Source organism: Pseudomonas karstica, assembly GCF_009707515.1.
GTDB lineage: Bacteria > Pseudomonadota > Gammaproteobacteria > Pseudomonadales > Pseudomonadaceae > Aquipseudomonas > Aquipseudomonas karstica.
Genome location: NZ_WLYI01000003.1, coordinates 248,557 through 270,780, shown reverse-complemented (window position 1 = coordinate 270,780; position 22,224 = coordinate 248,557). Strand labels below are relative to the sequence as shown.

Annotated in this window: 24 protein-coding genes; 12 read left to right on the top strand and 12 right to left on the bottom strand. The window is 57.2% G+C overall.

The annotated features are described in order from the left end of the window. Nucleotides 1-11: 11 nt before the first annotated feature. Together GIR22_RS03825 and GIR22_RS03820 are read right to left on the bottom strand one after the other, a co-directional pair. On the bottom strand, nt 12-1,076 hold the full coding sequence (locus GIR22_RS03825) for an NAD(P)H-dependent flavin oxidoreductase (protein WP_154742016.1): 1,065 nt from the start codon (nt 1,074-1,076) through the stop codon (nt 12-14). 122 nt (nt 1,077-1,198) lie between these two features. Then, complete coding sequence (locus GIR22_RS03820; protein ID WP_154742015.1) at nt 1,199-2,077, bottom strand: alpha/beta fold hydrolase; 879 nt, start codon at nt 2,075-2,077, stop codon at nt 1,199-1,201. 150 nt (nt 2,078-2,227) lie between these two features. On the opposite strand from GIR22_RS03820, the gene GIR22_RS03815 reads away from it, so the two are divergent. Further along, the gene (locus tag GIR22_RS03815) at nt 2,228-2,818 is read left to right on the top strand and encodes a CGNR zinc finger domain-containing protein (protein WP_154742014.1); all 591 of its coding nucleotides are present in this window, start codon (nt 2,228-2,230) and stop codon (nt 2,816-2,818) included. Nucleotides 2,819-2,823: 5 nt separating this feature from the next. Here GIR22_RS03815 and ada read toward each other — a convergent pair whose 3' ends face one another. The 4 genes from ada to GIR22_RS03800 all read right to left on the bottom strand — a co-directional run bounded on the left by ada (nt 2,824) and on the right by GIR22_RS03800 (nt 5,163). Beyond that, nucleotides 2,824-3,888 (bottom strand): bifunctional DNA-binding transcriptional regulator/O6-methylguanine-DNA methyltransferase Ada, encoded by a 1,065-nt coding sequence (gene ada / locus GIR22_RS03810; protein ID WP_154742013.1) that lies wholly within the window; start codon nt 3,886-3,888, stop codon nt 2,824-2,826. Between the two features lie 76 nt (nt 3,889-3,964). Then, nucleotides 3,965-4,630, bottom strand: a complete 666-nt coding sequence (gene alkB / locus GIR22_RS03805; protein WP_154742053.1) for a DNA oxidative demethylase AlkB — start codon at nt 4,628-4,630, stop codon at nt 3,965-3,967. 35 nt (nt 4,631-4,665) lie between these two features. Further along, entirely contained in the window at nt 4,666-4,833 is a 168-nt protein-coding gene (locus GIR22_RS25920; protein ID WP_178122073.1) for a hypothetical protein, read from the bottom strand. A 27-nt stretch (nt 4,834-4,860) separates the two neighbouring features. Next, the gene (locus tag GIR22_RS03800; RefSeq protein ID WP_154742012.1) at nt 4,861-5,163 is read right to left on the bottom strand and encodes a DUF1883 domain-containing protein; all 303 of its coding nucleotides are present in this window, start codon (nt 5,161-5,163) and stop codon (nt 4,861-4,863) included. 211 nt (nt 5,164-5,374) lie between these two features. On the opposite strand from GIR22_RS03800, the gene GIR22_RS03795 reads away from it, so the two are divergent. Together GIR22_RS03795 and GIR22_RS03790 are read left to right on the top strand one after the other, a co-directional pair. Further along, nucleotides 5,375-5,725 (top strand): hypothetical protein, encoded by a 351-nt coding sequence (locus GIR22_RS03795; RefSeq protein WP_154742011.1) that lies wholly within the window; start codon nt 5,375-5,377, stop codon nt 5,723-5,725. Nucleotides 5,726-5,998: 273 nt separating this feature from the next. Then, nucleotides 5,999-6,229 (top strand): hypothetical protein, encoded by a 231-nt coding sequence (locus GIR22_RS03790; RefSeq protein WP_154742010.1) that lies wholly within the window; start codon nt 5,999-6,001, stop codon nt 6,227-6,229. Nucleotide 6,230: 1 nt separating this feature from the next. Here GIR22_RS03790 and GIR22_RS03785 read toward each other — a convergent pair whose 3' ends face one another. Both GIR22_RS03785 and GIR22_RS03780 read right to left on the bottom strand, forming a co-directional pair. Next, nucleotides 6,231-6,512 carry a hypothetical protein gene (locus GIR22_RS03785; protein ID WP_154742052.1) on the bottom strand — a complete coding sequence of 94 codons (282 nt, stop codon included), beginning with the start codon at nt 6,510-6,512 and terminating at the stop codon, nt 6,231-6,233. Between the two features lie 199 nt (nt 6,513-6,711). Further along, nucleotides 6,712-6,894 (bottom strand): hypothetical protein, encoded by a 183-nt coding sequence (locus tag GIR22_RS03780; RefSeq protein WP_154742009.1) that lies wholly within the window; start codon nt 6,892-6,894, stop codon nt 6,712-6,714. A gap of 307 nt (nt 6,895-7,201) precedes the next feature. On the opposite strand from GIR22_RS03780, the gene galU reads away from it, so the two are divergent. Further along, nucleotides 7,202-8,041: a UTP--glucose-1-phosphate uridylyltransferase GalU gene (gene galU, locus GIR22_RS03775; RefSeq protein WP_154742008.1), complete on the top strand. Its 840-nt coding sequence runs from the start codon at nt 7,202-7,204 to the stop codon at nt 8,039-8,041. Nucleotides 8,042-8,161: 120 nt separating this feature from the next. Then, entirely contained in the window at nt 8,162-9,520 is a 1,359-nt protein-coding gene (gene gorA / locus GIR22_RS03770) for a glutathione-disulfide reductase (protein ID WP_154742007.1), read from the top strand. On the opposite strand, the gene GIR22_RS03765 is transcribed toward gorA, so the two are convergent. Further along, nucleotides 9,521-10,528, bottom strand: a complete 1,008-nt coding sequence (locus tag GIR22_RS03765) for a DNA-binding protein (RefSeq protein WP_154742006.1) — start codon at nt 10,526-10,528, stop codon at nt 9,521-9,523. It abuts the gene before it with no gap. A gap of 184 nt (nt 10,529-10,712) precedes the next feature. Here GIR22_RS03765 and GIR22_RS03760 point away from each other — a divergent pair, with 184 nt between their 5' ends. From GIR22_RS03760 to ahpF, 3 genes are all read left to right on the top strand, one after another. Beyond that, nucleotides 10,713-11,645, top strand: a complete 933-nt coding sequence (locus GIR22_RS03760) for a site-specific integrase (RefSeq protein ID WP_154742005.1) — start codon at nt 10,713-10,715, stop codon at nt 11,643-11,645. Between the two features lie 132 nt (nt 11,646-11,777). After that, nucleotides 11,778-12,341, top strand: a complete 564-nt coding sequence (ahpC, locus tag GIR22_RS03755) for an alkyl hydroperoxide reductase subunit C (protein WP_154742004.1) — start codon at nt 11,778-11,780, stop codon at nt 12,339-12,341. Between the two features lie 132 nt (nt 12,342-12,473). Continuing rightward, nucleotides 12,474-14,039 carry an alkyl hydroperoxide reductase subunit F gene (gene ahpF / locus GIR22_RS03750; protein WP_154742003.1) on the top strand — a complete coding sequence of 522 codons (1,566 nt, stop codon included), beginning with the start codon at nt 12,474-12,476 and terminating at the stop codon, nt 14,037-14,039. Between the two features lie 107 nt (nt 14,040-14,146). Here the strand turns inward: ahpF and gloA are convergent, their stop codons facing one another. Beyond that, nucleotides 14,147-14,668, bottom strand: coding sequence for a lactoylglutathione lyase (gene gloA, locus GIR22_RS03745; RefSeq protein ID WP_154742002.1), 522 nt, complete (start codon nt 14,666-14,668; stop codon nt 14,147-14,149). A gap of 200 nt (nt 14,669-14,868) precedes the next feature. Between gloA and GIR22_RS03740 the strand changes: the two genes are divergently transcribed. Further along, a complete protein-coding gene (locus tag GIR22_RS03740; protein ID WP_154742051.1) occupies nt 14,869-15,405 on the top strand; it encodes a DUF4946 domain-containing protein in 537 nt (178 codons plus the stop codon). Between the two features lie 209 nt (nt 15,406-15,614). Here GIR22_RS03740 and GIR22_RS03735 read toward each other — a convergent pair whose 3' ends face one another. Further along, the gene (locus tag GIR22_RS03735) at nt 15,615-15,980 is read right to left on the bottom strand and encodes a histone-like nucleoid-structuring protein, MvaT/MvaU family (RefSeq protein WP_154742050.1); all 366 of its coding nucleotides are present in this window, start codon (nt 15,978-15,980) and stop codon (nt 15,615-15,617) included. Between the two features lie 198 nt (nt 15,981-16,178). After that, nucleotides 16,179-17,720, bottom strand: a complete 1,542-nt coding sequence (locus tag GIR22_RS03730; protein ID WP_154742001.1) for an EAL domain-containing protein — start codon at nt 17,718-17,720, stop codon at nt 16,179-16,181. 279 nt (nt 17,721-17,999) lie between these two features. Between GIR22_RS03730 and GIR22_RS03725 the strand changes: the two genes are divergently transcribed. The 3 genes from GIR22_RS03725 (at nt 18,000) to GIR22_RS03715 (ending at nt 22,221) form a co-directional block, all read left to right on the top strand. Further along, nucleotides 18,000-18,566 (top strand): fimbrial protein, encoded by a 567-nt coding sequence (locus GIR22_RS03725; RefSeq protein WP_154742000.1) that lies wholly within the window; start codon nt 18,000-18,002, stop codon nt 18,564-18,566. A gap of 92 nt (nt 18,567-18,658) precedes the next feature. Then, the gene (locus tag GIR22_RS03720) at nt 18,659-19,444 is read left to right on the top strand and encodes a fimbrial biogenesis chaperone (RefSeq protein WP_154741999.1); all 786 of its coding nucleotides are present in this window, start codon (nt 18,659-18,661) and stop codon (nt 19,442-19,444) included. Between the two features lie 164 nt (nt 19,445-19,608). Next, nucleotides 19,609-22,221 carry a fimbria/pilus outer membrane usher protein gene (locus GIR22_RS03715; protein ID WP_246207787.1) on the top strand — a complete coding sequence of 871 codons (2,613 nt, stop codon included), beginning with the start codon at nt 19,609-19,611 and terminating at the stop codon, nt 22,219-22,221. Nucleotides 22,222-22,224: the final 3 nt, after the last annotated feature.

Genomic DNA, 22,224 nt, shown 5'->3' with positions numbered 1-22,224 from the left:
AGTGTGTGCTTTCAGGTTCTTTTGAGTTGCTCCAGCGCCTGCACCGCCAGTGTTCGGGTGAATTCATACGTCGAAAGGTCTTTACACAGGCGCAACGCCTGGCCGGACCACAGGTTGCTGAAGCCGGCTTCGTCCTTGGCCTTGAGCGGCATCAGGGCGCCACCGGACAATGGAAACGCCGGTGCACTCAGATTGATCGGGCCCAGCTCACGCATGACCCGATTGATAATCCCCCGCGCCGGACGCCCGGTGAACAGGTTGGTCAGCGCCGTGTCACTGGCCTGGGTATTGCGCAACGCGTGGTGGTGCGAGGGGGTCACCTTGGCTTCGGGGGTAAACAGATACGCCGTGCCGATCTGCACCGCCGATGCCCCCAGGGCGAAGGCTGCCACGATGCCTCGCGCATCTGCGATCCCGCCGGCTGCGATCACCGGCACGCTGACCGCATCGACAATCTGTGGCACCAGGGCCAGGGTGCCGATCTGGCTGCTGAGGTCCTCGGTGAGAAACATCCCGCGATGACCGCCGGCTTCATAGCCCATGGCGATGATGGCGTCGCAGCCCCGTTGTTCCAGCCAGATGGCCTCTTCGACGGTGGTGGCGGTCGACAGCACCTTTGCACCGGTTGCCTTGACCCGGTCCAACAGGGATTTTTCCGGCAGGCCGAAGTGGAAGCTGACCACTTCGGGACGGAACTCTTCTACGACTTCGCAGGCGCCGATATTGAACGGCGCACGGTTGGAAACAGGCGTTGGCGCATCGAAGTCGGCGCCCAATTCGCGGTAGTAGGGTTCCAGCAGGTTTTTCCACTGGCGATCACGCTCAGCATCGGCGGGCGGCGGCTGATGGCAAAAGAAATTGACGTTCAGCGGCCGCGTGCTGCCTTGGCGAATGGTGGTCAAGGCCGCGCGCAATTGCTCGAGGCTCAACGCCGCAGCCGGCATTGAACCCAGGGCGCCGGCCGCGCTGGCGGCGATGACCATGGCCGGGCCAGTGGCGCCGGCCATGGGCGCCTGAATAATCGGCAACTGAATGCCCAGCAGGTCAAGAATTCGGGTGTCTGGCCAAGTGCTCATGGAACGCTTCTCCACGGGTTGGAATGCCTACCCGCTGTTTTAGCAGGCCCCAGTTGCACCAGGCCAGTCTGTTTTATTCACTGGACGAACCCGGGCTTTCGTGCCGGGCTCATGTACAGGTTTCAGTCGATGGTGTTCCCAAGTACCTCGTGGATGCGCTGGGCAATATGAGCGGCGTGGGTTTCCAGGGCGAAGTGCCCGGTGTCGAGCAACTCCACCACCGCGTTGGGGTTGTCGGTCTTGTAGGCGTGGGCCCCCGGTGGAATGAAAAACGGATCATGGCGGCCCCAGATCACCAACGTGGGTACCTGCATGGTCTTGAAGAAGGCCTGGAAAGCCGGGTATAGCGTGAGGTTGTTGCGATAGTCGAGGAACAAATCGAGTTGAATCTCGTCATTGCCGGGCCGTTGCATCAGCAACACGTCGAGCATGTAGGACTCCGGCGCGACCAAATCCGCTTGATCGACACCGTGCAGGTACTGATAGCGGGTGCCCTCCAGGCTGATAACGGCGTTGCGGATGACCTCCCGGTTGGCCTCGCTCGGTTCGGCCCAGTAAGTGCGGATCGGCGCCCAGGCATCACCCAGGCCTTCCAGGTAGGCATTACCGTTTTGCGACACCAGCGCGCTGACCCTTTCCGGATGCGCCACGGCCAGGCGCAGGCCAACCGGTGCGCCGTAGTCGAACACATACAGGGCATAGCGACTGAGTTTCAGCGCCTGGACGAAATGGCCGACGGTGATGGCCAGGTTATCGAAACTGTAATAGTAGCCTCGTTCAGCGGGCACCTCGGTGAAGCCAAACCCTGGCAGGTCGGGCGCAATCACCCGGTAACGGGTGGCGAGCAATGGAATCAGGTCGCGGTACATATGGGAAGAACTGGGGAACCCGTGCAGCAGCAAAATCACCGGAGCCGACGGGTCGCCAGCCTCACGGTAGAACAGGCGTACACCATCGGCATCGACGTATTGGTAGCGAACCACTGGGGCTGAAATCGACATGACTGCACTCCTTATGTAACTTGATAAAGTTGTTTTTACGGTTACTGTGTAAGCAGGCTGCCTTGAAACAAGTAACCTGTCAAATCAAATTATAGGGTTACAGTCTGTGGTGGTTGCGGTTACGATGACGCACGCTCAAGAGGACTTGCCATGACCGCCATCGCTCCCCCCGTGACACCTCAGGAACCCTATGTCCTGGCCGATGACCCAGTACTGGACATGCTCAATACCCTGGCCAATGTCGACGGCGTGCCCCTGGATTTCTGGCAGGCGGATACCGATGTGGAACGCTGGCTGGTGCGTCTTGGCTGGGCCGAGGAGGGGGCCTTGCCTGTGTTCCAGGCCGCTGCGTTGCTTGGCGCGGCCCGGGGATTGCGGGAGGTGATCCGGGCTTTGCTGGAGCAGCGCAAGGCCGGCCAGCAAGGCGATCCGGCGGCTCTCAATGGTTTTTTACGCAAGGCTGTCAGCCACCCGCAATTGTTCTGGCCTGCGCCGGGAGAGGTGCACCTGGAGCGTCAGCGCAAGCAGCAAACACCCGAGCAGTTTCTCTCTCCACTGGCTGAAGCTGCCGCGGTGCTGCTGGTAGAGGGGGATTTTGACTTGATCCGCACCTGTGAACATCCAGAATGCGTGTTGTGGTTCTACGACCGCACCAAAGCCCACAAGCGCCGCTGGTGCAGCATGGCGCTGTGCGGTAATCGGCATAAGGTCGCGCAGTTTCGCCTGCGCAAAATGCTATAGGTTGCTCAGGTTTGTGCCGAACCTTCCCGCTTCAGCAATTGGCGCTTACGCTCAACGCCCCAGCGATACCCCGACAGGTTGCCATCGCTGCGTACCACGCGATGGCAGGGAATCGCCACGGCCAGCCTGTTGGCGCCGCACGCCTGGGCCACGGCGCGCAAAGAGGTCGGGGCGCCGATGCGCTTGGCAATGTCGCGGTAACTGGCGGTGCTGCCCACCGGGATGTCCCGCAAGGCTTGCCAGACCCGTTCCTGGAATGCCGTACCACGCAAATCCAGGGGCAGGTCCAGGCCCAGCGCGGGAGCTTCGATAAAACCTATGACCTGGGCGATCAGTTGTTCGAAGTCGTGATCGGCGCCGATGAGGTTGGCCCGCGCAAACTGATCTTGCAGGTCGCGCACCAGCTTATCCGGGTCGTCCCCCAGCAGAATCGCGCACACGCCGCGATTGCTTTGCGCCACCAGGATTGCCCCCAGGGAGCACTGGCCGACGGCAAAACGGATATCGCTGTTGGTGCCTCCGGCCTTGTAGTCGCTGGGTTTCATGCCGAGTAATTGGTCGGCAGACTCATAGAACCGGCTATTTGAATTAAAACCTGCGTCGTATAGCGCATCGGTCACCGAGTGGCTGCCCTTGAGCCCGTCACGTACCTTGCGCGAACGATGGGCGTTGGCGTAGCCCTTGGGTGTCAGGCCGGTGACGGCCTTGAAGACTCGGTGGAAATGGAAGGAGCTCAAGCCGGCGAGGGTGGCCAATGCTTCCAGGCTGGGTTCGCTCTCGGCCTGCTCGATATGCCGGCAAGCCGTCGCTACCAGTTGGGCATGACGCCGGGCAACCTGGGTTTGGTCCCCTGCAGCGCGTTTGCTGGGGCGATACCCCGCGGCCTCGGCATGTTGTGGGGTATCGAAGAACTCGACGTTTTCCGGGCGAGGCAGGCGTGAGGCACTGCTGGGGCGACAATAGACGCCGGTGGTTTTGACTCCGTAGACGAACTGCAAGTCGGCCTTGGGATCGCGGGCGAGGATGGCGGCCCAGCGTGGATCTTGTTCTGTGGGATGGCGCGACGTCATGGTTGATTACTCTTGAGCAACACAGTCAGGTTAGCCGGGCGGTGTATCCGGGGCACTCTGATGCTTGCGGTCAAATTCATCCTGCCATTCGGAACGTCAGGTTGATGCGCTGCGATCCCATTTGCGGGTGCACACCCTCCTTGATCGGCAGCACACCATGGAAACGCAAGCGATCCACGCCGCCCCAGACCACCACATCGCCATGCAACAATGAGATCTTTTGGGGCTTGTCACTGCGCGTGTGGCCGCCGAACAGAAACACGGCCGGCAAGCCCAGGGACACCGAGACCACCGGTGCGGTATAGCACTGTTCGTTTTTGTCCTGATGCAGGGACATTTTGGCGCCCGGCACATAGCGGTTGATCAGGCAGGCATCCGGTTCAAAATCGTCGAAACCCGCTTCTAACGCTGCCATCACCGCCAACTGGCGCAAGGTCTCAGGCAGTGCAGGCCAGGGTTGCTGGCTGTTGGGGTCGATGGCGGTATAGCGATAACCCGTACGGTCCGTGGTCCATCCCAGGGCACCGCAACTGCTCAACGCCGCCGACATGGTAAAGCCGCCTGGGGTGACCATTTGTCGAAAGGGTGACTGAGCCAGCACCTGCCTCAGCGCTGGCAACAGGCGCTCGACCCAGGGCAGGGCGTAGCCCTTGAGCACGTAGGACTGCTCGCCGACTCGCTTTTTCCCTGGCGGTTGCTGCAAGGCGTCGTCGGTAAACAGATCAGCGGTGAGGCCAGGCATCAGCTTACTGCGCATCGTGAAAAACCACTCCCGAATTACAGCGCCTTGCTTACGTTGATGTCGGTGATTTCGTCGCTGGCATCATGAATCTTCGCCAGGGCCTCTTTGGCGGCTTCGACGCTGGCCGATTGCAACTGTGCGAATTCGAAGCGGCGCTCACCATTGAGCTTGTACTTGATGACGTATTTGGTGGTTTGAGTCACGGTCTGTCCTGTCGGCTGCACTTAAAGTCAGCTCAGCTTGGAGTTGGTACGGCGAACGATGCGGATCTTGTGGGACAAGGTCGGCTTGCGGGTAACACTGATAGCCCGGCGGCTGACCGTGTCGAGGGTAATGTTCCAGAATCCGGTGCTAGGGGCGGTGATTTTGGCCGGGAATTTGTCGAATGCACCGCCGTGATAGGTGTGGCGCCCGCCGTTCTTGAAACTGCGAAAGTTGGCATCGCTCATCAGGCGGATATTGCAGGCCTGGGAACACTCGATGACGACAATGTCCCCTTCGTTAAGGTGCTCGCGCTGGTGAATGAATTTCATGGGGTGTCTCCAGAAGGGCTTTTTCTGAAAAATCAGAACGATACGTAGGTTAAGATGGAGTTTATCAGCCCCAGCACGTTTATTATCGGGTCGTCGTCGACGTCTTCGACAATTTAAAACAGTTATTTCCCGAGTTAGCATGGATAAATCCTACGTGCATGGGAGAAAAATACCATCTGCGCTGTCGTAGGGTCTTTATCGGAGGTTTTGTATGAAGTGGAGTGTGTTGGTTCTGGCCCTGGCGTTGGGTGGGTGTGCTTCGGTTTCAGACATCAAGCAGACACCGCCAACCTTGTCGGTTATCTCCGGGAAAAAACCGCAGGAATATGCGGCCTGTGTTGTTCAGAAACTGGCGTCGACCCGCAGCGCCTCGCAGATCGAGCCCCACAAAGAGGGGGTCCGGGTGATTGTGCCACAGAAGTTTTCTGCTGATCCGTCGGCCATCTTTGAAATTGAGGACCGCTCCAGCGGCAGTAGCATCAAGCTTTACGAGAGCATGTCCAACGTACCTATTCGCCCGGGTGACGTGAAGAAAGCCGGTGAGGATTGCATTTCCGGTTAAGCCCGCAAGGCTCGCTCATACGAATCCGATTCAAAAAGCCTGGCCTGTTGCGTCAGGTTTTTTTTCGCCTGGAATTGGCAGGTATTTTTTGTATAGCGCTCATCAAGCACCTGTAAAGTTTCACGCCCATGATGGCGTCAATCTATATGGGCAACGGCAGAAGGCATGCTGATAGGCCAAGGCATCCGCTAAACTGTTGGTAACCCACAAAAAATGCCGCTGAACCCCAGCGGCATTGTTTTACTCGGAACTTTATTATGCGGAACTTAAGTCATGAAGCGTGAGCAAGTCAGAGACCGGCATGCAGCAGGCCACATATCGGCAACCCATGTCATCCAGAACCCGGCCGATCCCGGAGAGTGGATCGTGTTTTTCAAGAAAAGCGCCGGGCGCAGTTTTTTCCTGGTGGATGACCAGGATGAGATTGAATCCTTCTCGCGCCTGGATGATCTGATCGAGACCATTCGCGGCCTGGGTATCAAGTTCGCTGAAATTCACATGTAGCTTATTGGCAAACTACTACCACGCTGCGACCTTTGAAGTTGCCGATATCCTTGCCCAGGGTCTTGTCGTTCTCTGTCAAGGCTGGCGTACCTTCGGTGCCGACGATGCGGTAGCCGGTGCCAGCACAGGAAGCATCGGCTTTTTCGTAGCAACTGGCCCAGGAGTTGGCCTCGCCGGAACAATCAATGGTCAGCCCTTGCTCGCCAGTTTTCAGGTAAATGTCTGAGGTGGTGGTGCAGCCCGTGAGCGCCAGTACCGCAATCAGTGCCAGGATCTTGTTCATGTGTGGGTCGTCGCTGAAGATGTTGAGGGGAATGCTGGGGGTTCCGTACAAGGTGTTCAGTCCAGTCTCAGCCTCGACAGCAGCTACAGAAGGGCGTTTCAAGCGAGATTATAGCGAACGGCCATCAACGTACAGGTAAACACAAAAAAGCCCCGTTCACCGAGGCCTTGGTGCGCGGGGCTGCGGGGGCTGCTCAGGTTTAACGCTTGGTTTTTTTACTCGCGTGGCCTGACTCGTCCACAAACACTTCGGCCACCGCGATGGCTTCGCGTTCTGTCGCAAATGACCCGGCGACGCTCTCTCCGTGGAAGTTGATCAAGCACCACTGACCATCCGCTTGTTGTTTGATCAAGTAGCCGTTCACGCCTTTTGGTTCTGACATCTATCTGTCTCGTTGTCTGGTTCAAGGCTGTAATGATAGCGCCAAATGCAATCAGGTCGCGCAAGTTGTTGCAGGTCAGTGCCGAACCCCACAAAGCATGCTAAAAAGAGTAAACCCTTTCAAAACAATGAAACCCGATCAATTGCTGTACCGCCGCCGGGGAGGCTTGTTTGAAGATGAGCGGAACTTACGCCGACATTTTTTCTCTATGTTGACATCGCAGCGCCAGCAGAACCCATTGTAAGGTGAATGCGGCCTGATTAGACTGCGCCGAATTTCGTACGCACAGCCCTTATTAAGGACTTTTATGATCAAGAAATGCTTGTTCCCAGCAGCCGGTTACGGCACTCGCTTCCTGCCAGCGACTAAAGCCATGCCCAAAGAGATGCTGCCGGTGGTGAACAAGCCACTGATCCAGTATGGCGTTGAAGAGGCACTGGCTGCCGGCCTGAACGAAATCTCCATCGTGACCGGCCGGGGCAAGCGCGCCTTGGAAGATCACTTCGACATCAGCTACGAGCTGGAAAACCAGATCAAAGGCACCGACAAGGAAAAATACCTGGTTGGTATCCGTAAACTGCTCGACGAATGCTCGTTCTCCTACACTCGCCAGACTCAAATGAGGGGGTTGGGCCACGCGATCCTGACCGGTCGCCCACTGATCGGTGACGAACCCTTCGCCGTGGTACTGGCCGATGACCTGTGTGTGAACCTGGAAGGCGACGGTGTCCTGACCCAGATGGTCAAGCTGTACCAGAAGTACCGTTGCACGATCGTCGCGGTTCAAGAGGTCGATCCTCAGGAAACCAACAAGTACGGCGTGATCGCTGGCGACGACATCGGTGATGGCTTGATTCGTGTGCGCGACATGGTTGAAAAACCAGCGCCAGAAGACGCACCGTCGAACCTGGCAATCATCGGTCGCTATATCCTGACCCCGGACATCTTCAAGCTGATCGAAGAGACTGAGCCAGGCAAGGGCGGCGAAATCCAGATCACTGACGCCTTGATGAAGCAGGCAAAAGACGGTTGCGTCATTGCCTACAAATTCAAAGGGCAGCGTTTCGACTGTGGTGGCGCTGAAGGCTACATCGAAGCGACCAACTTCTGTTTCGAGAACTTCTACAAGACGGGTAAGGCTTACTGATTCACGGTTGCCTGCTTAGTTTCAACAAAGCCACCTTCGGGTGGCTTTGTTGTTTTTGAGCCCCATGTATTGCTCGGCGAGTGACAGCAGGTATGCTGATGTCCTGCCGAGGAGAGTGAAATGGCCTACGATTTTGATCTTTATGTAATAGGTGCCGGTTCTGGCGGTGTCCGGGCTGCGCGCTTTGCCGCAGGGTTTGGCGCCAAGGTGGCCGTGGCTGAAAGCCGCTACTTGGGTGGCACATGCGTCAACGTCGGTTGCGTACCGAAGAAACTGTTGGTCTACGGTGCGCACTTTGCCGAAGATTTTGAACAGGCCAGTGGGTTTGGCTGGTCCCTGGGGGAGGCGAACTTTGACTGGGCGACGCTGATTGCCAACAAGGATCGCGAGATCAATCGCCTCAATGGTATTTATCGCAACCTGCTGCTCAACAGCGGCGTGACTTTGCATGAAGGGCATGCGCGCCTGGTAGACCCTCATCAGGTGGAGATCAACGGTGAGCGCTTCACCGCCAAACACATTCTGATTGCCACCGGCGGCTGGCCACAGATCCCGGAAATTCCGGGGCACGAGCATGCTATCGGTTCCAACGAAGCATTCTTTCTCAAGGAACTGCCCAAGCGGGTGCTGGTGGTGGGAGGTGGTTACATTGCGGTGGAGTTTGCCGGGATTTTCCATGGCCTGGGGGCGCAAACGAAGCTGCTGTATCGCGGTGATCTGTTCCTGCGCGGCTTCGATGGCGCGGTACGCAAGCATTTGCAGGAAGAGCTGACCAAGCGCGGAATGGACTTGCAGTTCAATGCAGATATCCAGCGCATCGACAAACAGGCCGACGGCAGCCTTAAAGCCACATTGAAAGACGGTCGGGTGCTGGAAGCCGATTGCGTATTCTATGCCACCGGCCGGCGTCCGATGCTTGATAACCTGGGGCTGGAAAATACCGGCGTCAAATTGGACGCACGCGGCTTCGTTGAGGTTGATGACCTTTACCAGACTGCCGAGTCGTCGATCCTGGCTATTGGCGATGTGATTGGTCGCGTGCAATTGACGCCAGTGGCACTGGCCGAGGGCATGGCTGTTGCCCGTCGCCTATTCAAGGCTGAACAATACCGTGCGGTGGACTACGCGATGATTCCTACTGCCGTGTTCAGCTTGCCGAACATCGGCACTGTCGGCTTGAGTGAAGAGCAGGCCAGGGCTGACGGGCACAAGGTGCAGGTTTTCGAAAGCCGCTTTCGGCCGATGAAGCTGACCCTGACTGATTGCCAGGAGCGCACGCTGATGAAGCTGGTGGTCGATGCGGATACTGACAAGGTCCTGGGTTGCCACATGGTGGGCCCGGATGCCGGTGAGATCATCCAGGGGCTGGCGATCGCGCTCAAGGCGGGCGCGACCAAGCAGCATTTCGATGAAACCATTGGCGTGCACCCGACGGCGGCGGAAGAGTTCGTCACCATGCGCACGCCAGTGGCAGGCTGATCAACTTTCGGTTGTTACCACAGGCTGGGCAGCTACCACGGCTGCCTGGCGTAACACCTCGATGCTGGCCTGGGCTTTGACCAGGTCCAGCTCCAGGGTCTTGTTGGTCTGCTGATGCTCGGTCAGCGCGTCCTGGCGTGACTGACTTTCCAGCGTCGCTACCCGCAAGCGTTCCTGGAGAAGGCTGCGCTCGCTGTCGACCAGGTTGATCCGTTCGCCCAGTTGGCGCTGCTCATCTCGACCCTTGCGGGCTTGTTCTTGCAGCGTATTCAGTTCTTTCGCCGTAACCCGATGCTCGATCAGCAGCCGTTCGTTATCGCGGTGCAACTGAGTAACCTCATCCTGGCGCACCATTGCGCTTTGCTGTGCCTGGCGCAGCTCCGCTTGCACCTGCTGCAACTGGCCTTCGTGGCGTCGCTGTTCCTGTTCGCGCTGCTCCTTGATTGCGTTGCGGTAATGCTCCAGGGCATCCCGTGCGTGCAGGTGCTTTTCTTCCAGTGAGCGAATCTGCTCCTCCTTGTCGTTGATCCGTAGCTCGTAGTCGTTGCAGGCCTGGTTCAGGCCGGCGTTGCGGGTTTGCTCGGTCTGCAGGCTGGTGCGGGTGCTTTGCAGTGCGGCACTTTCATCAACCAGGGCTGCTGCTTGTATGTCGAACTGCTGCTTGAGTTGGTTGTGGGTCGCGCCCAGTTCTTCGAGTTGGGCGAGCAGGGCGGCCTTGTGTTGCTCAAATTGCGCCAGTGCGAGGTCGATGGGCTCCTGGGCTTGTTCTTTAAGGCGCTGGGCCAGTCGGGATACCAGTTCGCTCAACTCGTCATCGATTGGCGCTTCGGTGATGGACTGCCGGGTTTCGCTTTCATCCAGCGCCTTTAAGTATCGATGGATCGTGGTTTTCGAGCCGGTATTCCCCATCTCGATGCGTACAGCATCGATGCTGGGGTTTTCGCCGCGAGCCAGAATCGCCAGGCGTGCCGTTTGAACTACTGCTTTATTGATGCCGCCACGAGCCATGGGGGTCTCCGTCGATTTGATACTGTGGTACGTATTATGTATATACGTAATATATCATGATAAAACACAGGTTGAAATTATTGATCTAACAGATGGGATATTGGCGTATTATCCCATGTCATTACTGAATTTCAGGCCCTTCCCCTCCAATGGCAGTACGCATGCACCCTGCAAGGCCAGCCCTATGAGCGAATTGGAGCGTTATCTCAACGCAGCCACCCGCGACAACACCCGCCGCAGTTATCGGGCAGCCATTGAGCACTTTGAGGTGAGCTGGGGCGGATTCTTGCCTGCCACCAGTGACAGCGTTGCGCGCTATCTGGTGGCGCATGCGGGTGTGCTGTCGGTCAACACCTTGAAGTTGCGACTGTCGGCGCTGGCTCAGTGGCACACCAGCCAGGGGTTTCCCGACCCCACCAAGGCACCCGTGGTACGCAAGGTTTTGAAAGGCGTCCGCGCCCTGCACCCGGTACAGGAAAAACAGGCGCAACCCTTGCAGCTCCAGCATCTTGAGCAAGTGATCAGCTATCTTGAGAAGGAAGGGGTGGCTGCTGGAAATGCCGGGGATCAGCCGGGGCGGCTGCGGGCTAAACGTGATACTGCACTGATCCTGCTGGGCTTCTGGCGCGGTTTTCGAAGCGATGAGTTGTGTCGGGTCAGCATCGAACACGTTCAGGCAGTACCCGGTTCAGGCATCAGCCTGTACCTGCCCCGCAGCAAAAGTGACCGGGGAAACCTCGGCAAGACCTACCATACCCCGGCGTTGCTGCGCCTTTGCCCGGTCCAGGCCTACAGCGAATGGCTCACTGCCTCGGCACTGGTGCGTGGTCCGGTATTTCGCGGTATTGATCGTTGGGGCAACCTCAGCGAAGAAGGGTTGCATCCCAACAGCGTGATTCCACTGCTACGCCAGGCCCTGGAGCGTGCAGGGATCGCGGCGCAGCAGTACACCAGTCATTCCTTGCGTCGTGGTTTTGCCACCTGGGCCCATCAAAGCGGCTGGGATTTGAAGTCGTTGATGAGTTACGTCGGCTGGAAAGACATGAAATCTGCCATGCGCTATGTTGAAGCGACGCCTTTTCTTGGCATGGCTCAGGTCCGCGATCAGTTAGTTTGAGATTTCTTCTATTAATACAGTCGGCTAATAGCAAAAACCAATCGTCAGCATCAGGTTTGCCAATGAGCCATCGGCCCTGAGACTCGGTAGGATTCTCCCATCAACTTTTTAACCCCTGACGGAGAGTCAACGATGCCTATCATCAACAGCCAAGTAAAACCGTTCAAAGCAACCGCCTACAAAAACGGCAGCTTCGTCGAAGTGTCGGACGCTGACCTGAAAGGCAAGTGGTCTGTCGTTTTCTTCTACCCGGCCGACTTCACCTTCGTCTGCCCAACCGAACTGGAAGACCTGGCTGACAACTACGCCGAATTCCAGAAGCTGGGCGTCGAGATCTACAGCGTTTCAACCGACACTCACTTTGCCCACGCAGCCTGGCACAACACCTCGCCAGCCATCGGCAAAATCCAGTACACCATGATCGGTGACCCGACCCTGGCCATCTCCCGCAACTTCGATGTGTTGATCGAAGAAGTCGGCCTGGCAGACCGCGGTACCTTTGTGATCAACCCGGAAGGCCAGATCAAAATTGTTGAAATCAACGACGGTGGCGTAGGTCGTGATGCTTCCGAGTTGCTGCGCAAAATCAAGGCTGCCCAGTACGTTGCGGCTCACCCGGGCGAAGTCTGCCCAGCCAAGTGGAAAGAAGGCGAGGCTACCCTGGCTCCGTCCCTGGACCTGGTCGGCAAGATCTAAGCCTGTGAAAAGCACAGCAGGGTGGATCTGCGCACCTAAGTAAGCTGCACCGCCCTCAAAAACGCCCGGGCGAGATTTGCTCGGGCGTTTTTTTTCGACCGTAATACACCGAATTATTAGGAAATCGCCCGTATGTTGGATGCCAATCTTAAAGCTCAGTTGAAGTCATACCTGGAACGGGTCACCCAGCCGATCGAGATCGTTGCCTCCCTCGACGACGGTGCGAAATCCCAGGAAATGCTTGCCTTGTTGCAGGATGTAGCCAGCCTTTCAACGCTGATTACCTTGCACAGCGATGGCACTGACGCGCGCAAGCCGTCTTTCTCCATCAACCGCCCCGGTGCCGATATCAGCTTGCGTTTCGCCGGTATCCCCATGGGTCATGAATTCACTTCGCTGGTGCTGGCGCTGCTGCAAGTCGGTGGCCACCCTTCGAAGGCCAGTGTCGAGGTAATTGAACAAATTCGCGCCCTTAAAGGCGAGTTCACCTTCGAGACTTATTTCTCTCTGTCCTGCCAGAACTGCCCGGATGTGGTCCAGGCACTGAACCTGATGGCCGTGCTGAACCCGAACATCCGCCACGTGGCCATCGACGGCGCGCTGTTCCAGGCTGAAGTCGATGATCGTCAGATCATGGCCGTGCCAAGCGTTTACTTGAACGGGGTGAACTTCGGCCAAGGTCGTATGGGCCTGGAAGAAATCCTCGCCAAGCTCGACACCAGCGGCATCGAAAAACAGGCCGAGAAAATCAGCGCCAAACACGCCTTCGACGTGCTAGTAGTCGGTGGCGGCCCAGCCGGTGCTTCGGCGGCGATCTACGCTGCGCGTAAGGGCATCCGTACCGGTGTCGCGGCTGAACGTTTCGGTGGGCAGGTACTGGACACCATGGCCATCGAGAACTTCATCTCGGTCCAGGAAACCGAAGGACCAAAACTGGCCAGCGCCCTGGAAGAACACGTCAAGCAGTACGACGTCGACATCATGAACCTGCAGCGGGCCAGTGCACTGATTCCGGCAAAGAATGCCGGCGGACTGCACGAGATTCGTTTCGAAAGCGGCGCGACCCTTAAATCGAAGACCGTGATCCTGGCCACCGGCGCCCGCTGGCGTGAAATGGGTGTGCCGGGCGAGCAGGAATACAAGGCCAAGGGCGTGTGCTTCTGCCCGCACTGCGACGGTCCGTTGTTCAAAGGTAAGCGTGTGGCGGTGATCGGCGGTGGTAACTCTGGCGTTGAAGCGGCCATCGACCTGGCCGGGATTGTCAGCCATGTCACGTTGCTGGAGTTCGACAGCACATTGCGCGCCGACGCCGTATTGCAGCGCAAGCTGTACAGCATGCCTAACGTTGATGTGATCACCAGTGCGCTCACCAGCGAAGTCAAAGGTGACGGCCAGAAAGTCACCGGCCTGACGTATAAGGACCGCAACTCGGGCGAGTTCAAGACAGTCGACCTGGAAGGTATCTTTGTGCAGATCGGGTTGCTGCCCAACACCGACTGGCTCAAGGGCACCATCGAGTTGTCGCCCCGAGGTGAGATCATTGTCGACGCGCGTGGCGAAACTTCACTGCCCGGCGTGTTTGCTGCCGGTGACGTGACGACTGTGCCGTACAAGCAGATCGTGATTGCGGTGGGCGAGGGTGCCAAGGCTTCCCTGAGTGCCTTTGATCATTTGATCCGCAGCTCAGCTCCGGCGTAACCTGGCCTGCAAATAAAAAACCCCATGAGTGATCATGGGGTTTTTTATTGCTTTTATCGTTCCCACGCTGCGTGGGAATGCATCCTGTGGCGCTCGGTGTCACCTATTTACAGCGGCGCCGGCTGGATGACCTCTACCCAGTAAGCATCCGGGTCCTTGATGAAGGCCAGGCTTTTCATGCGACCATCGGTCAGGCGTTTCTGGAAATCACAGCCCAGGGCTTCAAAGCGTTCACACGCGGCAACAATGTCTGGTACCGAAATACAGATATGACCAAAACCACGCGGGTCGGTATTGCCATTATGGTAGGCGAAGTCTGGATCGTTTTCGGTGCCGTGGTTGTGGGTCAGCTCCAGGATGCCAGGAATCGACTTCATCCATTGGGTGCGTTCGGCGGCGTCGGCCGGGATCTGGGCCTTATCCACCAGGGCCAGGAAGTACAGGCTGAATTCGGCTTCCGGGAAGTCGCGTTTTTCTACCAGGGAGAAACCGAGTACGCGGGTGTAGAAGTCCAATGACCGGGTGATGTCCTTGACCCGCAACATGGTGTGGTTGAAGACGAAGTTGTGGGTGGCGGTGTCCGGTTGGGCGGTTACACCCGGGAAGGTGTTCAATTCGTGCAGGCTCATGGGCCCTCCAGAAAAAATGGGGTAGACGCAGCTCGTGGCTTGAGCGGTCCCTTGGCTTGCGGCTGGCAGGCATCCGTGCAGCCTGGCCATGATACGCAAGCCCCGCCCGCGGCGCCAAATGAAAAAGGTTACGTAACCCTTGCGATCAGTGGGGGGGGCGGGCTCAAACTTTGGTACTGGAACCTCGAGTGTTTTCGCTGATGAGCCAATTGAGCAAGCCGTTGTTGATTACAGTGTGTCTGGCGCTGGGCAGTACTGCTGCCTTGGCGGCAGAGCCGGAGATTCATTGGCCCAGTGGCTGGCAGGTGGAGGAGGTGGTGCCTGACACAGGCGCGCCGGCCGAGCCATCGCCTGTTTCTCGCCAGCGGGCGATAAAGAATGACGAAAATGGAGCGACGCTGATGGTCATGGAACTGACCGGCACACCAATCGAAGCCGGGCATACTGTCAACCTGCAAGGTGTGTTGCTGCAAATGCGCAAATCCATCCAGAAGGACTTTGCCCGGAGCGGGTATCAAAGTGTTTGCAGCAAGATGCACTCGGCAATGTTAAGTCGCCTTGAGGCGCTGGAAACTACCTGCGTCATCACCGAGAACGGTCGCCACGTGCTGTCGCAAACATTGGTCGGGGCCCTAGATACTGATAAAGCTTATGTTTTTTCATACGCCGGGCAGGCTGATGCTTATGCGGCAAGCAAGGATGAAGTCAGTTCAGTGCGCGATAGCTTGAAACTTTAAGCGCGGCGGACAGTTTGTTCGTGAGCTCAAAGCAGGACCTAACTAGGCGCCTGTTACGCGTGGCGTTAGTCATGATTATACAAAATTAAATATATTTATAAGTTCGCTTTCGAAAGCACCAGCGCCTCAAATCAACGCGCCGAAAACAAGAAAACCGCATTGAAAACAAAAAACCCCGCATTGGCGGGGCTTTTATTAGTGCGCATCTACTAGCCGCGAAGCCAGGAGTCTACAGTGGCTGCGCCATATTCTTCTTTCCAGGCTTTCAGGCCGCGGTGGTTACCGCCTTTGGTTTCAATCAGTTCGCCTGTGTGTGGGTTGTGATAAACCTTGACCACGCGTGCGCGGCGCGTTTTTGGTGCAGTGGCCACCTGGGTGCCGGATTTGCCCGGGTTTGGATCAAGGATTGAAATGATGTCACGCAGGCTCTTGCCGTAGGTTTTCATCAGCCCTTGAAGCTTTGCTTCGAATTCGATTTCTTTCTTCAGGCCAGCATCGTTCTTCAGGGATTCCAGCTGGGCGAGCTGTTCTTGAAGGGCTTTTTCTGCTGCGCGAAATTCGGCGAGTCTGGACAAGGTTTTTACTCCAATAGTGTATTTGGCTGATACCAACTGCAAAAAAAGCGATAAGCCAAGAGCCTCAACGTGACTCAGTGAAAGTGACCCCCCTGCCAATTCAGTGCAGGTGGGAAAAATTGTAGTAGTTAATGAGTCACGAGTAAATCATGTCTTTAGTATAAATAACAATATTTCATCGCGACGCCAGATGGCTATTCAATGGCTGTGTAAAGACTTAATGAATGCATCAAATGGTACTGGACGGCCAAACAGGTAACCCTGCAAGAAGTCTACGCCTTGCGTGGCCAGATACTGGCATTGCTCTTGTGTTTCCACGCCTTCAGCGACGATGCCCAAGTCAAGCTTGGCAGACAATTCAATGATGCTGTCCAGTATATGGCGCGATAGTGCGTCGACCCCGATCATCGCTACAAAGCTTTGATCAATCTTCAAGTAGTCAACATTGAAGTTACGCAAATAACCCAGGCTGGAATGGCCGGTGCCGAAGTCGTCAATGGCAATCATCACCCCCAGTTCGTGCAGGGCCTGGAACAATTGGCGGGTGACATCGGTGGGCTCGATCAGCTCACGTTCGGTCAACTCAAGCACCAGAATGACCTGTCCAGGCGAGAAGGCCGCGAGAAACTCCCGGCAGTCCTCCACCAGTTCCAAGTCATGGCAATGGCTGGCGGTGATATTGATACCAATGTGGAAGCCGCTGTTGAAATGTTCTGCATGGGGCGCCAGGCAGGCGGCGGTCTGGCGCATCAAGGCACGGGTCATCGGCACGATCAATCCGGAGTGCTCGGCCAAGGGGATAAACAGGTCCGGACGCACCAGGCCTTCCTTGGGATGATTCCAGCGCATCAGTACTTCACAGCCGGCCCATTGCAGGTTATCGCCGCGCACCACGGGCTGGAAGTACGGCACGAACTCATTGGCGCCCAATGCCCTTTGCAGTTCATGGGTGGGTGCGCTAGAGCGCTTTTGCAGCCAGTGGGCAAGAACGCCCGCCAAGACGCCGAAAAACACCACCAGGCTGAACAGCGCCGGGTGGCGGGCTTGCATGTAGCGCCAGACTTCACCTTCAGGCATGCCGGCCTCCACGCTATACCTATAGCGCCTGGAGTCGAGTTGGTGATGGGCGACGGCAAACACCGGCGGGGCGTAGCTGTGGACTTTTCCATCGGCTCCCAGCCAGTTGGGGCCCACTTGCAGCGTCAACTTGGCGTAGCGGCTGATCAAGCGCAAGGCGTTCGTCAGGTGGTAGCCGTCAATGGAGGCAAAGGCGCCCTGATCACCGTTTGTAAGCCTATACACCAGCAGCGCGGTGTCCGGTGTTACCGGGTTGCCGTTCATCAGCCATAGCCGGCCATTGACATAGTCGCCAGGGTTGACCACTGACACGGAGTTGTCGCCAAACAGCGAGCTGCAATAAATACTTTGCTTCCACGACAAGGTGGTAGCGCGTACGAAGGGGCGGCGCGTGACTTGCTCGCGAAGCGCCAACTGCACCGCGTTATCACAGTCCTTGCCGGCCAGGTGCAAGAGTGCCTGGGCGGCGAGGGCTGTGTTGTCGAGCATCAGGTCAAACTGGCGCACCGCCTCGGTGGCTGTCTGCTGGGTACTTTCTTCCAGCGTGCGTTCGGCTTGCCAATACAGAATGAGCACGCCCAGCAGGATTGGCAGTAGGCCGCTCAGGGCAGTGATCAGGTAGCGGGTCGTACGCTTGCGCGGGCCTTTGGCAGTCAGTGGCATTTATTCAGCCCATGGAGGAATAGGGAAAGGTACGTGATCTGAGCAGCGGGGTGCTTACGATGATAGGTGGTGCCTGGGAAATAAGCTTGCCTGACGGCACTTGACGCTTCGGCATGGTCGACAACGACTTGAGAAAGGGCGTGTTCGGTTTTGGGAGGTTACAAGTCAGCCGGAACGCTTTCGGGTAAACACCCCACCTATCTTCCGACGGACGTAAAGGCAAAGCCCATACGGCTTTGGTTTTGCTCCACTGACCCCATTTCTTGAGGAAGACTGACCATGAAGAAACAAATACTGGCTATGGCCTTGCTGGCTACCTACAGCCTGGTCACCAGTTCGGCGATTGCCGCCAACGGTACCATCAACATCTCTGGTTTGATCAGCGGCACGACATGTACGATCAGCGGCGGTACAGGTGGTAATCCAGGCTCCGGTGCGAACTTCCCCGTGGTTCTTGATCGCGTGCAAACCTCGGCCCTTGGGGAAAACGGCGCAACCGCCGCAAGCAAGCCGTTCTTCATTTATGTCGGTGGTACAGGCACAACCTGCCCTAACGGCACCAAAGTTGCCGTGCTCTATGAGGCCAGCAGTCCTGCCATCAACCCGGCAACCGGTAACCTGCGTAACACCGCCACTGCAACGCCTGCAGACAAAGTGGAAGTACAAATTGTCGATGCGGCAGCGAACACTCCCATGGACTTGCGCTCTGGCCAGAACTCCACCATCGCCACGGTAACGGGCGGGTTGGCGACACTGCCTTTTGCTGCGCGCTATATCGCCACTGGCGGAGCTGCCACTGCCGGCATCGTCAGTACCAGTGTGCAGTACTCCGTAACGTTCCCTTGATCACACCTGGCTGATCATACCTCCGCTTTTTGACGATGTTCTCGCCCGGCTTGGTGCTGGGCGCAGGACAATTGCCTATCAAGGAACGTGTAATGCCTCATCCATTCGTGAAACTGAGCCATTGCTTGGCATGGGTCGCCATGAGCCTGGGCCTGCTAACGCCGACAGTGCAGGCGGGAGTGATCATCGATGGCACTCGACAGATTTATCCGCAGCTACGCCGTGAAATCACGGTCAGGGTGAGCAATGATGATCAACATGCGCCTCGCCTGATCCAGGCGTGGCTCGACAAGGGGGACCAGCACCAGCGCGCGGAGTTGATCGACGTTCCTTTCAGCTTGTCGCCACCGGTGTTTCGCCTGGATGCCGGCAAGAGTCAAGCCATGCGGTTGTCCTACACCAAGGAGCCACTGCCCACTGACCGCGAGTCACTGTTCTGGCTGAATGTGCTTGAAGTACCTCCCTCAGTTGCCGAGTTCGACCCAACCGTTGAAGAAGGCGGGCGCAACCATCTTCGGTTTGCCTTTCGTATCCGTACCAAGGTGTTCTTTCGTCCAGTGAACCTGCCGGGCAAGCCTGAAGAGGCACCCGCTCAACTGCGCTGGTCCTTGCTGCGCAATGCACAAGGCTACGCGCTGCAGGTGCACAACCCTTCGGCCTACCACATCACGTTTAACGAAGTGGCTTTATCCATGGGTTCGCACGCTGACGCCGAACGTCTGCCGTTCGAAGAAGGAATGGTCGTGCCGGGCGGCATTCTGGAACTGCCAGTGCGCAAGGGGGTGAAAAGCATTCCTGCCGGTGCGCAAGTGCAATTTACCTACATCAATGATTTCGGCGCTTTTTCGTTACCGCAGCGCGCTGCATTGCAGCTCTGACCCCAAGCAGACGGCGGTAGACCCTGGACGGTTTCTGAAAGACACCCTCCTAGATTGAAAAGCGGACTTTCCTTGCCCTTTCTGAAGCTCAGACTATGCCCAATCATGTTCGAATACGGGTTCATCACCATGCGCCCAATTTACCCTTTAAACGTCTAAACCTGATGCTGGGCGGGCTTTTCAGCGCAGCACTGATGCCCATTGAGATGTCGTTTGCGTCGTCATTGACCTTTGATTTGAATGCATTCTCCAGCGAGTTGACGCCCTCGGTTGATGTTTCCCGTTTCAACACCAGCAACTTCATGAGCCCGGGCACCTACCGCGTGGATGTTGTGGTCAATGGCCAGCCCATGGGGCGTCGTGATGTCAACTTCGAATCGCGTGATGAAAAAGCTGGCGCGCTGCCTTGTTTTAGCCAGGAAATGCTAGAACAGCTTGGAATTGCGATGGACAAGGTCGATACCCTGGCTGCCTCTGGAAAAACCGCTGCCAGTGTATTGCGCGCAGAGGGCGACAGTCCGTTCTGCGCAAACCTGGGGCAGTGGATTCCTATGGCGAGCAGCAGTTTCGACGCCGGGGCGTTGGAGTTGTCTGTCAGCGTACCCCAGGTTTACATGAAGCAAGCCAGGCGCGGTGATGTTGACCCCGCCAATTGGGATGAGGGCATTGAGGCCGGGTTACTCAGCTACAACTTCAGCACTTCTGCCATGACCTCGGGCGAGGGTGACAATCGTACCTACCTGGGACTCAACGGCGGCATCAACCTGGGACAATGGCGCCTTCGTCATCAGGGCGCGCAGGCCTGGAACTCCAGTGGTGGCATGCAAACCTATCAGAGCACGGCCACTTACCTGCAACGCAGCATTGCGCCTTGGCAGTCGCAACTGACCATAGGTGACAGTTTCAGCAGCGGGCAGATCCTTGAAGGGGTTCGCGTGCGGGGTATTACCCTGGCCACTGACGAGCGAATGCTGCCGCAATCACAGCAAGGATATGCCCCTCAGGTACGCGGTGTTGCTCAAAGCAATGCCACCGTTACGGTCAGCCAGAACGGCTACACGATCTACGAGACAACGGTGGCCCCCGGTCCATTCCTCATCAGTGATCTCTATGCCACCGGTTACGGCGGCGATCTGGTGGTCAGCGTGACGGAAGTGGACGGGCGTCGAAACACCTTTGTCGTGCCTTATTCGGTCGCCCCGCAGTTGTTGCGCGCCGACGCGACAAAGTACACCGCCACCTTTGGCCGGGTGCAGCAAAGAAACGTAGACGACAGTGATGCGCTGGTCCTTCAGGGTACGCTTCAGCAGGGGCTGACAGATGACGTGACGCTCTACGGTGGCAGTACATTTTCTGATGGTTACGGTCAGGGCAAGATGGGCGTCGCCATGAGTACGTCTGTCGGTGCATTCTCTCTGGACGGTAGCGGTTCGCGTACTCATGTTCAGAATCAAGGCGTTATGTCCGGTCAGAGTTTTGGGCTGGGCTACAACAAGAACCTGCCGAGCTCCGGCACTCACTTTGCGTTGGGTGCGTATCGCTTTTCCTCGAAAGGTTACCTCAGCCTTCCTGATGCGATTAATGTGCGCGCGCTAGGGCGCCATGGCAGTGACATAGACGGCTATGCCCGGCAGAAAAGCCGACTCGACCTGACCCTCAACCAAAAGCTGGGTGACGGTACGCTGAGCCTGTATGGCAGCTCTGTCGATTTTTGGGGCAAACAGCAAGGGCGCCAAACGTCTTTCACCGTCGGTTATGGATCGACCTGGAACAAGGTCAATTGGAACCTTTCGGCGCAACGTTCAAGGATTCAAGACACGCGACAACTGACCGATCACGAACTCAGCGATGAAGTGTTTTTTGGGCGTTTCGGCAATCAGGGAAACATCGACAACCGCGTTATGCTGACGCTGTCCATGCCCTTGGGAAGTGAGCGGAACTCGCCCAGTCTCAATGCCTCGATTTCCCGTGGCACCGGCGACAACCGGGGTAGCCAGCAACAGGTTGGAATCAATGGCTTGGCAGGTGAGCATGCCGAGGGTAACTACGGGGTTTCCGTCAACCGTACGACCAGCGACAGCGAGCGCTCCAGCGACATCAATGTTTATGCGGGTTATCGCGCCAATGCTACCAACGTGCGTGCCGGTTACGGCCAGACGCGTGACAGCTCACAGCTTTCTTTTAGTGCCGATGGCGCGGTCGTCGCCCATGCAGGTGGGGTGACCCTCTCGCAAAGTCTGGGTGAAGCCGCAGCTTTGGTTCATGTGCCAGACGCCGAGGGCGCCATGCTCAGCGCCAGCAGCACCCGTATCGACAGTCGCGGCTATGCCGTTGTGCCTTCCCTCAGGGCGTTCCAGAACAATGTCGTGGGAGTTGATCCTGAAGGTATGTCACTGGATGTTGAACTTCAGGAGTCCGAACGGACGGTCGTCCCGACCTTGGGTGCAGTGACCTTGGTCAAGTTCGAAACGGTCAGTGGCCGCTCTGCGGTGGTCAAGGCTTTACGGGAGAAGGGTGGTCCGTTGCCGTTTGCTGCCCAAGTATTCGATGAACAAGGAAGGGAAGTCGGTGTTGTCGGCCAGGCCAGCAAGGCGGTGGTTCGCGGTATCGCCGACGAAGGCACGCTGATCGTCAAGTGGGGCGAAAAATCCGATGAACGCTGCGAGATCCACTACCGATTGCCGACCCGAATCGTTGGTCAGCGCCAGAGTGCTACCGATTACGTGCAAGGTGATTGCGTGAGTGTCCTGGTGCGTCACGTGGCGGGTCAGCCATGAGGG

Bases quoted from the DNA above. Each gene is read 5' to 3' on its own strand.
- GIR22_RS03825 (WP_154742016.1), bottom strand. From the start codon at position 1,076: ATGAGCACTTGGCCAGACACCCGAATTCTTGACCTGCTGGGCATTCAG.
- GIR22_RS03820 (WP_154742015.1), bottom strand. From the start codon at position 2,077: ATGTCGATTTCAGCCCCAGTGGTTCGCTACCAATACGTCGATGCCGAT.
- GIR22_RS03815 (WP_154742014.1), top strand. From the start codon at position 2,228: ATGACCGCCATCGCTCCCCCCGTGACACCTCAGGAACCCTATGTCCTG.
- ada (WP_154742013.1), bottom strand. From the start codon at position 3,888: ATGACGTCGCGCCATCCCACAGAACAAGATCCACGCTGGGCCGCCATC.
- alkB (WP_154742053.1), bottom strand. From the start codon at position 4,630: ATGCCTGGCCTCACCGCTGATCTGTTTACCGACGACGCCTTGCAGCAA.
- GIR22_RS03800 (WP_154742012.1), bottom strand. From the start codon at position 5,163: ATGAAATTCATTCACCAGCGCGAGCACCTTAACGAAGGGGACATTGTC.
- GIR22_RS03795 (WP_154742011.1), top strand. From the start codon at position 5,375: ATGAAGTGGAGTGTGTTGGTTCTGGCCCTGGCGTTGGGTGGGTGTGCT.
- GIR22_RS03790 (WP_154742010.1), top strand. From the start codon at position 5,999: ATGAAGCGTGAGCAAGTCAGAGACCGGCATGCAGCAGGCCACATATCG.
- GIR22_RS03785 (WP_154742052.1), bottom strand. From the start codon at position 6,512: ATGAACAAGATCCTGGCACTGATTGCGGTACTGGCGCTCACGGGCTGC.
- GIR22_RS03780 (WP_154742009.1), bottom strand. From the start codon at position 6,894: ATGTCAGAACCAAAAGGCGTGAACGGCTACTTGATCAAACAACAAGCG.
- galU (WP_154742008.1), top strand. From the start codon at position 7,202: ATGATCAAGAAATGCTTGTTCCCAGCAGCCGGTTACGGCACTCGCTTC.
- gorA (WP_154742007.1), top strand. From the start codon at position 8,162: ATGGCCTACGATTTTGATCTTTATGTAATAGGTGCCGGTTCTGGCGGT.
- GIR22_RS03765 (WP_154742006.1), bottom strand. From the start codon at position 10,528: ATGGCTCGTGGCGGCATCAATAAAGCAGTAGTTCAAACGGCACGCCTG.
- GIR22_RS03760 (WP_154742005.1), top strand. From the start codon at position 10,713: ATGAGCGAATTGGAGCGTTATCTCAACGCAGCCACCCGCGACAACACC.
- ahpC (WP_154742004.1), top strand. From the start codon at position 11,778: ATGCCTATCATCAACAGCCAAGTAAAACCGTTCAAAGCAACCGCCTAC.
- ahpF (WP_154742003.1), top strand. From the start codon at position 12,474: ATGTTGGATGCCAATCTTAAAGCTCAGTTGAAGTCATACCTGGAACGG.
- gloA (WP_154742002.1), bottom strand. From the start codon at position 14,668: ATGAGCCTGCACGAATTGAACACCTTCCCGGGTGTAACCGCCCAACCG.
- GIR22_RS03740 (WP_154742051.1), top strand. From the start codon at position 14,869: ATGAGCCAATTGAGCAAGCCGTTGTTGATTACAGTGTGTCTGGCGCTG.
- GIR22_RS03730 (WP_154742001.1), bottom strand. From the start codon at position 17,720: ATGCCACTGACTGCCAAAGGCCCGCGCAAGCGTACGACCCGCTACCTG.
- GIR22_RS03725 (WP_154742000.1), top strand. From the start codon at position 18,000: ATGAAGAAACAAATACTGGCTATGGCCTTGCTGGCTACCTACAGCCTG.
- GIR22_RS03720 (WP_154741999.1), top strand. From the start codon at position 18,659: ATGCCTCATCCATTCGTGAAACTGAGCCATTGCTTGGCATGGGTCGCC.
- GIR22_RS03715 (WP_246207787.1), top strand. From the start codon at position 19,609: ATGCTGGGCGGGCTTTTCAGCGCAGCACTGATGCCCATTGAGATGTCG.